Origin of the sequence: Rhodococcus aetherivorans, from assembly GCF_011058165.1 — a bacterium.
Taxonomy (GTDB): Bacteria; Actinomycetota; Actinomycetes; order Mycobacteriales; family Mycobacteriaceae; genus Rhodococcus; species Rhodococcus aetherivorans.
In genome coordinates, this window is sequence record NZ_JAALEG010000148.1 from 1 (window position 1) to 7,698 (window position 7,698).

General features: G+C 72.0%; 7 protein-coding genes and 1 pseudogene. 1 reads left to right on the forward strand and 7 read right to left on the reverse strand.

The features are described from left to right. A partial coding sequence (locus tag G6039_RS29235) for an HAD-IA family hydrolase (protein WP_164528177.1) occupies window positions 1–543 on the reverse strand: 543 nt, incomplete at its 3' end. Between the two features lie 242 nt (window positions 544–785). On the opposite strand from G6039_RS29235, the gene G6039_RS29240 reads away from it, so the two are divergent. Then, window positions 786–1,919 carry a patatin-like phospholipase family protein gene (locus tag G6039_RS29240; RefSeq protein WP_080688561.1) on the forward strand — a complete coding sequence of 378 codons (1,134 nt, stop codon included), beginning with the start codon at window positions 786–788 and terminating at the stop codon, window positions 1,917–1,919. Between the two features lie 104 nt (window positions 1,920–2,023). On the opposite strand, the gene G6039_RS29245 is transcribed toward G6039_RS29240, so the two are convergent. From G6039_RS29245 to G6039_RS31550, 6 genes and pseudogenes are all read right to left on the reverse strand, one after another. Next, a complete protein-coding gene (locus G6039_RS29245; protein WP_043800057.1) occupies window positions 2,024–3,070 on the reverse strand; it encodes a zinc-dependent alcohol dehydrogenase family protein in 1,047 nt (348 codons plus the stop codon). A gap of 115 nt (window positions 3,071–3,185) precedes the next feature. Next, window positions 3,186–3,608 (reverse strand): hypothetical protein, encoded by a 423-nt coding sequence (locus G6039_RS29250; protein ID WP_051446069.1) that lies wholly within the window; start codon window positions 3,606–3,608, stop codon window positions 3,186–3,188. Between the two features lie 225 nt (window positions 3,609–3,833). Further along, entirely contained in the window at window positions 3,834–5,012 is a 1,179-nt protein-coding gene (locus G6039_RS29255) for a hypothetical protein (RefSeq protein ID WP_043800134.1), read from the reverse strand. Window positions 5,013–5,082: 70 nt separating this feature from the next. After that, the gene (locus G6039_RS29260; protein ID WP_043800052.1) at window positions 5,083–6,936 is read right to left on the reverse strand and encodes an acyl-CoA thioester hydrolase/BAAT C-terminal domain-containing protein; all 1,854 of its coding nucleotides are present in this window, start codon (window positions 6,934–6,936) and stop codon (window positions 5,083–5,085) included. 53 nt (window positions 6,937–6,989) lie between these two features. After that, window positions 6,990–7,442, reverse strand: coding sequence for a GyrI-like domain-containing protein (locus G6039_RS29265; protein WP_043800051.1), 453 nt, complete (start codon window positions 7,440–7,442; stop codon window positions 6,990–6,992). A gap of 138 nt (window positions 7,443–7,580) precedes the next feature. Further along, a pseudogene (locus G6039_RS31550) lies at window positions 7,581–7,698 on the reverse strand (IS30 family transposase); the annotation flags it as partial.

Sequence of the window (7,698 nt, forward strand, 5' to 3'; positions counted from 1 at the left end):
GGCCGACGCCGCCGACCGCAGCCCGTTGCTGGAATCCTCCACCGCCGCACACCGAGCCGGGTCCATACCGAGTCGCTCGGCCACCGTCAGGTAGATGTCGGGTGCCGGCTTCCCACGCGCCACACCTTCGGTGGACAGCGCCACGGTGAACACGTCTCCCAGCGCTGCGGCGTCGAGCACGCCGTCGATCAGAGCCTGCGGGGACGAGCTGGCCAGCCCGAGCGGCCACCGCGCCGCCATCGCGCGCACCGCCTCGACCGCACCCGGAATCAGCGGCAGCCGGTCGGCGTAGCGAGCGCCCATGCGATCGATGACCAGCGCTGCCACGTCGTCGGGTGGCAGGTCGACACCGAGACCGTCGCTGAGATACCTCGACCACTCCGGGGTACTCATGCCCATCAATCGGCTCTGCGCGTCGGCAGTCCACCGACCCCCGTGCTCGGCCACGACCTGCCGGCGCACCTGCTCCCACAGCGGTTCGGAGTCGACCAGCACACCGTCCAGGTCGAACACCACCGCTTCCACACCGCCGATATCGGACACAGGCCCAGTCTCGGCCACACTCGTCCGCAGGCACGACACCGACACGCAACCGATCGGCGGACGGATCCGGCGCCTCGGCCGGATGCCCGTGAGCGCTGCCGACGGGGCGAGGATGTGCTCGTCGCGCCCCTCGTCCGCCTCCTGCGGATCACGCATTCGGCGCCGCACCGGCGCGTATCGTTCTCCGATGTACGCACGTGATCGTCGTGAGGGGGACGACCGTGAGCGAAACCGTAGGTCTGGTGGTATCCGGCGCGGGCGCCCGGGGCGCGTACGAGGCCGGAGCTATCGCATCGCTGCTGCCGCACCTGCCGAGGTCGGAGCACCCCCCGATTCTGGTGGGAACCAGCGCCGGCGCACTGAACGTCGTCGCGTTGGCCGCCTTCGCCGGGGACGGGTACAAGGCCGCAACCCACAGGATCGTGAGCCTGTGGTCGACAATGGGACTGGACGACGTCTTCGGCCCCGTGGGGACGCTGGTCGGCACGGGCCTGCGCTACCTCGGTCAGGCCGCCGGTCTGGACGTCACGCTACCGAGCCTTCTCGACACCGAGCGCATGCACGACCTGCTGGACTCTCTCATCTGCTGGGAGGACCTGCACGCCAACATCCGCAGCGGCGCCATCGGGGCGGTCGCGGTGACCGCAACGTCGGTCGCCACCCGCGGCACCGTGGTCTTCGTCGAGAAGCGCTCGTCCGTGCCGCTACCTCCCTACGACGAACATCGCAACATCACCTACGTCGAAACGGAACTGACCGTCGAGCACGTGCTGGCGTCGGCGGCGGTGCCGGTGCTGTTCCGGCCCGTCCGGGTCACCGAACCGGCGGCGTGGGCAGGCTGGTACGTCGACGGCGGTCTGCAGCTCAACACCCCGCTGAAACCGGCCCTCGCCTTCGGCGCGGACACCCTCGGAGTCGTCGCGACCCAGCCGCGGCACTGGATCGAACGGCCTGCCGCCGACCTCGTGCCCGGCGACGACGAACCGCCCGACGTATTCGGTGCCGCCGCGCTGATCCTGCGCGCCCTCCTCTCGGACCGCATGATCGAAGACCTCCACCAACTCGAGGTCCGTAACGACCGGCTGATGCGCATCCGTGCAGCCGGAGTGGACAGCGCGGACGTGACATCGGATCGGAAGATCCGGGTGCGGTTCGCGGGCCCGTCGCTCGATCAGGCGTACGACCTCGGCCGGCTCGCGTACGACGTGTACAGCAGGAAGGCCGCGGGCGTCGGCGGTCTGCGCCATCCGTGGCTGTCGGTCCTGGGTCGCCTCGCCGGGGGAACACGCGAGGACCACGGCGACCTGCTGAGCTTCCTGCTCTTCGACCCGGACTTTACTTCCGCCGCAGCCGAACTCGCGGCAACTCACGAATGAGCGCGGCCCGAGCGAATGTATCGCTCACCTCGGTAGTCCGACGGAACGATACATTCGCTCGCCTGTGGCGGCGCGGGTGAAGCAGCGAGCGCAGCCGCGCCAGGTTACCGGCTGCCCGTCAGCAGCACCTTGAGCGCACCGGTCTCACCCGCGCGGCCGAAGACGTCGTAGGCCTCCTCGAACTCGTCGAGTGCGAACCGGTGGGTGATCATCGGCGAGGTGTCGAGTTTGCCGCTGCGGACCAGGCCGATCAGGGTCGGCGTCGAGTAGGTGTCGACCAGGCCGGTGGTGATGGTGAGGTCCTTGATCCAGATGCTCTCCAGGTGCAGGGTGGCGGGCGCGCCGTGGACGCCGATGTTGGCGACATGGCCGCCCGGCCGGACCAGCTCGACGGCCTGTTCGAACGTCGCCGGCACTCCGACGGCCTCCATGGTGACGTCGGCGCCGAGGCCGCCGGTGAGGTCGCGCACCACCGCGGCGACGTCGTCGCGCCCGCCGTTGACCACGACGTCGGCGCCGAACGCCTTGGCGGCCTCGAGTCGGCTGTCGGCGAGATCGACCGCGACGACGTGGCTCGGGCTCAGCAGCCGGGTGGCGAGGATCGCGGCGAGACCGATCGGTCCGGCGCCGACGATGACGACGACGTCGGCGGGCCGCACGCATCCGTTGAGCACGCCGACCTCGTAGGAGGTGGGCAGGATGTCGGCGAGCATGAGCATCTGCTCGTCGCTCACGCCCTCGGGTACACGGTGGGTCGAGTTGTCGGCGAACGGGACTCGCACGAGTTCGGCCTGGGTGCCGTCGATGAGGTGGCCGAGGATCCAGCCCCCGCCCCCGAGGCACTGGCCGTAGCGGCCCTCGCGGCAGAAGCGGCAGCGCCCGCACGAGGTGATGCACGAGACGAGGACCCGGTCGCCGGGCGCGAGGTTCTGCACGCCCGGCCCGACCTCGACGACGGTGCCGACGGCCTCGTGCCCGAGGGTGCGCCCGTCGGTCACCTCGGGGACGTCGCCGCCGAGGATGTGCAGGTCGGTGCCGCAGATGGTGACCGCGTCGACGCGGACGATCGCGTCGGTGGGGTCCTGGATTCGGGGGTCGGGAACGTCCTCCCAGACGCGCTTGCCCGGACCGTGGAACACCAGTGCCTTCATTGCTTCGGCCCTTTCGCCGATGGGTGTCTGCCGGTCTCAGCGTCCCATCGTTCGCGCCCGTTCGGAACGGGTCCTTGGACCTCGAATCGGACGGGGGGATGTCACACCGGGTCGGTCAGTGGCCGGAGACGATCGTGAGCCGGTCCGGGGCCGCCTCGACCAGCGCCTCGGGGGTGCCGTACCCGTCGACCTCGACGACGGGTGCCCGGTCGACGGTGGCACGGACGACGGCGCCGTCGGACATGAAGACGATCAGGCCCTGCCCCGCGGTGTCGGGGAGGTTCTCCCACACGGTGCCCGTCAGGCCGAGATCCCGGTTGATCGAGCTCATCAGCAGGGGCAGCGAGAATCGGTACATGCGGTCCCACGACCCCGGCGACAGACCGGCGTCCTCGGCCACGGAGGCGAGGGTGCGGGGTTCGCCCGTCAGCAGGACCGTGTCGAACTCCGCCTCGAGGATCGGGGCGTCCTGCACCCGGACCGTGCCGCCGGACCCGCCGCAGCCGGCGACGGCGAACACCGTCGCCGCCAGGAGCATCCCCGACCTCCGGGCCGTGCACGCCGGCACCGTGGGTCTCGGCACCGTGCATCTCGGCGCCGTGCATCTCGACACACTGCGCAGCATCCGTTCACCCCCAGTCGATTTCGCTCGAGAACGCGTGAAAGTTACAGCACCGCCCGCACGAGAAGCAGTGCCGTCGGGCGACGTCGGAATCACCGAGGAGCTGGGCTGTGACAGCTGACAATCGACGCGCGGGCGGCCTCACTCCCGCGCGGTGAGCTCCGCGATGTCGCCCCTCAGCTCCGACCGGAGCGAACCCATCAGCTCTGCCGCGATCCCGAACTGGTCGCCGACGAAGTAGGTGTTGTCGGCGGACAACTCCCGCGCTCCCGATCGGCCGATGAGGGAGTCGATCCGCTCGTCGAGGCTCGCGGTGCGGGCCTCGACCTCGGCCGTGCGCAGCTGGACCTCGGCGACGGTGAGCAGTTCGCCGATGCGGGCCAGTGCCGCCACCCGGTCGAGAAGCTGATCCCACACCGGTGCGAGCGCGGCGATACGCGCGTCGACGGCCGCGCGAGCGGACGGCGCCGCGCGCCGGGCGTCGGCGAGTTCGGCGAGCAGGCCCCGCAACGTCACGGCGTCCACGGCGATCTGCGTCAGCTCGTCGGCGAGATCGAGCTGGGACCGCTGCACCGCGAGGTGGTCCGACCGCCAGGCCGTGGAGCCTTCGATCCGATCGAACAGGGTGCCGGCGAGGAACAGCAGGGTGTCGTACCGGTCGACGAAGTGATCGTCGCCGTCGGGCACCTGCCGGCCGAGGGCGTCGGCGGCGCGACGTCCCACCGCGGCCGCCGCGGTGCCGTCGGACCAGCGCGTCACCCGGTCCACGGCCACGCCGAGCACGGCGCCGCGCACCTGATCGGTCGTTCTCTCGGGGATCGGCGCGGGCGTGCGCTGCAGCGCCGCGAACAGGGCGTCACGCTGGTGCGGGTCGAGGTGCACGCCGTCGCGCCGTTCCCGCCGCACGGCCCGCACGCCCTGCGCGTAGTGCCGGCCGGACACGGTGAGCGTGTAGTGGGCGTTGCGCAGCCGCTTGGCCAGCTCCCCCGCCCGGTACTCGAACACCAGCCGGGCGGCGCCGGGGCGCAGGTCGGCGGCTCGCACCGTGAGGCGGGCGTGCTCGTCCGTGAGATGGCGCAACGCGCCGAACCCGCCGAGCGTGGGCAGGCCGCGGCCGATCCGGCGGCGCCGGGCCAGGATGTCGCGGGTCTCGTCGTCGAGGTGGCCGGCGGCCAGGCAGAGAGCGGCGGCGTCCGACAGCGGGGCGTGCCGGCCGTCGAGCCGGTGCTGCTCGCACCAGCGGCGCACCTGCGCGGCCATCCGCTCGCGGCGCTGCTCGGCCGGTTCGAACCCGACCGGGAACTGCGGGTCGTCGGACATCGGGACCTCCTCGTGGCGTCCGGACCCCTCCACTGTTCCAGAAAACCCGGGACCGCGACGGGAGCGCCGGTCAGGCGAGGAACTCGGTGACCGAGTCGACCGCGGCGCGCTGGGCCCTGCCCTGCCCGGCCGGGGTGCCGCCGAAGGCGATGCCACCGCTCCACTGGGCGTCGCCGGGGAACATGCCGAGGCGGATCAGGTGGCCGGCGCCGTCGACGGACAGGTGCCGGTCGCGACCGTCGCCGCGCCGGGCGAGCAGGGCGCCCGCCATGTCCGTGGCCGGCCACAGCTGGTCGTCGGTGCCGGTGATGCACAGGATCGGGGCGTCGATCTTCTCGGACCGCAGGTGGGCGGGGTCGGGCGCGTCGCGCAGTCCCGCGCGGTAGGCGTCGGACAGCCGCAGCAGCGACGGCCGGTGCCGGGCGACGTCGCGGCCGGCGCGCCAGGCGTTGCGGATCATCTGCGGCATCAGCGCGGAGCTGGGCAGCGGTGCCCAGGGCTGTGGCGCGCCGCCCAGGGTCCACGACGGAGTGTCCGGGATCTCCCCGTCCGGCCCGAGTCCCTGCCACGAGACGGAGCTGGGGCTGACGAGCACCAGCGCCCGCAGCGACGTGCCGTCGGCCGCGACGGCGGCGAGCAGGCCTTCGGCGCCCCGGGAAATGCCCACGGCGGCAACGTTGTCGGTGTCGATCTCGGGCAGGGCGGCGAGGTGGCGCAGCGCGCCGGTGAAGCGCTCGAGCGGTACGGACGCGACCTCGGTGTTCTCGTCGAGCCACGAGTAGGCGAGGGCGACGTGGCCGTGGGAGGCGAGGGCGGCGATGGTGGCGCGCTGGGAATCGACGCCGCCCTCGGATCCGCCGACGCACAGCACCGCCGGCCATCCGCGCAGCGGAGCCGGGCCGTCCGGGCGGGCGAGCAGACCCGGCCGTCCGGCGACGTCGAGGTCTGCGACGGTCACGCCGGGCGCGGCGTCGGTGCGGATCACCGTGCGTCGCGTGGTGTGCGGGCCGTCGGTGACGGTGAGCGTGACCGGCCACCGGCCGGGCGGGGGGACGAACAGGTCGGGTACGCGGTCGGGCTCGTCGAACCGCATGTCCCACAACGGTTCGTCGACGACGTCGACGCTGCCGTCGTAGCTGCGGTGCGACCGCCAGCGGGCGCCGGACATGTCGGCGCCCTCGGCGGTGACGGTGATCGTCGCGTCGGGCCGCGACCCGGCGAGGGTGAGGCGGAACGGCTCGTCGTGCCGCGACTGGCGCGGTACGACGAGGTGCACCCGGGGCGAGTCGAGGTCCGGGGGTGGTGCCGTCGGGGACGCGGGTTCGGGGCTCGGGTTGGCGGTGGCGGCGAGCGCGGACTTCGTGTCGAACCACTTGGGAAACAGGGCCGAAACCAGTCCGGCGGCACCCAGGACGACGAAGGGGACGACCCAGTAGCCGACGACGGAGAGCGCGTCGGTCTCGTCGCGGACGGTGGCGGAACCGTCGACGATCGGCGGGATCAGCGAGGACACGGTCATCACGGCGAACGCGGCGGCCCACATCCACGTCATCGCGGTGGTGATGTACCGGAAGCCGCCGGATGCCGCGGTCGCGGGATCGACTGTCTCGACGGCGTATTCGCGCACGAACGGTCGTCCGGCGAGGATGCCGCCGAGGACGACGAGCAGCAGTCCGAGATTGCCGACCGGCTGCAGCCAGCGTTCGAGGACGGCGTCGTCGAGCGTGAGCGCGGCGATCAGCAGCAGCGCGAAGACGACGACGGTGCCGACGTCGAGGGAGCGCCACGGCTTTCCGCGCACCCGCTGTACGAGGGGGCCGGCGGCGGCGAGCGCGAGGGCGGCGGCCACGGCGGTGACGAACCCGGTGTTGCCGACGAGGATCCAGTACACGATCCACGGCGCGAATCCGACGACGAGGGACATTCGCGGATTGTCTCCCGCCTCCCGCCGCCGTGGAGGTGCTTCCGCGATACGCCTCAGGAGTTCACGGGAACGAAGATCACGGTTCGCACTTCCTCGGCGGGGGTGCCCGGCGGGCTCCAGTACTCCTCCCACGCGGTGCTCAGGTCGAGGTCGTGCCCCTCGCGGGCGGCCCAGGCGGCGAGGGCCTCGTAGGTGTGCTCGAGCGTGTCGTAGGGACCGAGGTGGGTCTCGGTCGCGACCTGGCCGGCGGGCAGGTCGATCGGGACCACGTGGCCGTCGCCGTCGATCCGGGTGGTGACCTCGAAGCCGGCGGCGCCGTCGAAGCCCTCCCTGGTGAAGTTGCGGTAGTACGCGACGGCCGGGCCGGCCGGCGACGTGCCCGCGCCGGCCAGGTACTGCTCGACGGCGCCGTACGCCTCGCCGAGGTGCTCACCGATGTGCGCCACGTCGGTGCTGAACTCCACGGCGGCCAGATGCCTGGCCGGTGCGTGCACGATCTCGGGCATGCGTCCTCCCCTGTCGAAGCCTGGGGCCACGATAGGCGATTCACACTGCCGATTCGTGAACTTCCGGAGACATCGAGCGCCCGGGCTGTGCGGGGGTTGCCGGCGGCCGAATGTCACATCCTGTCGATGCAGGCGGTTTCAGGCGGCCGATGCGACAAGCTCGGTGAACGCTTCGGTTGGCGTGCGCCAGCGTAGCGTCTGCCGGGGGCGGCCGTTGAACTCGTCCTGGACCTGCTGCAGGTCCTCGGGCGTGTAC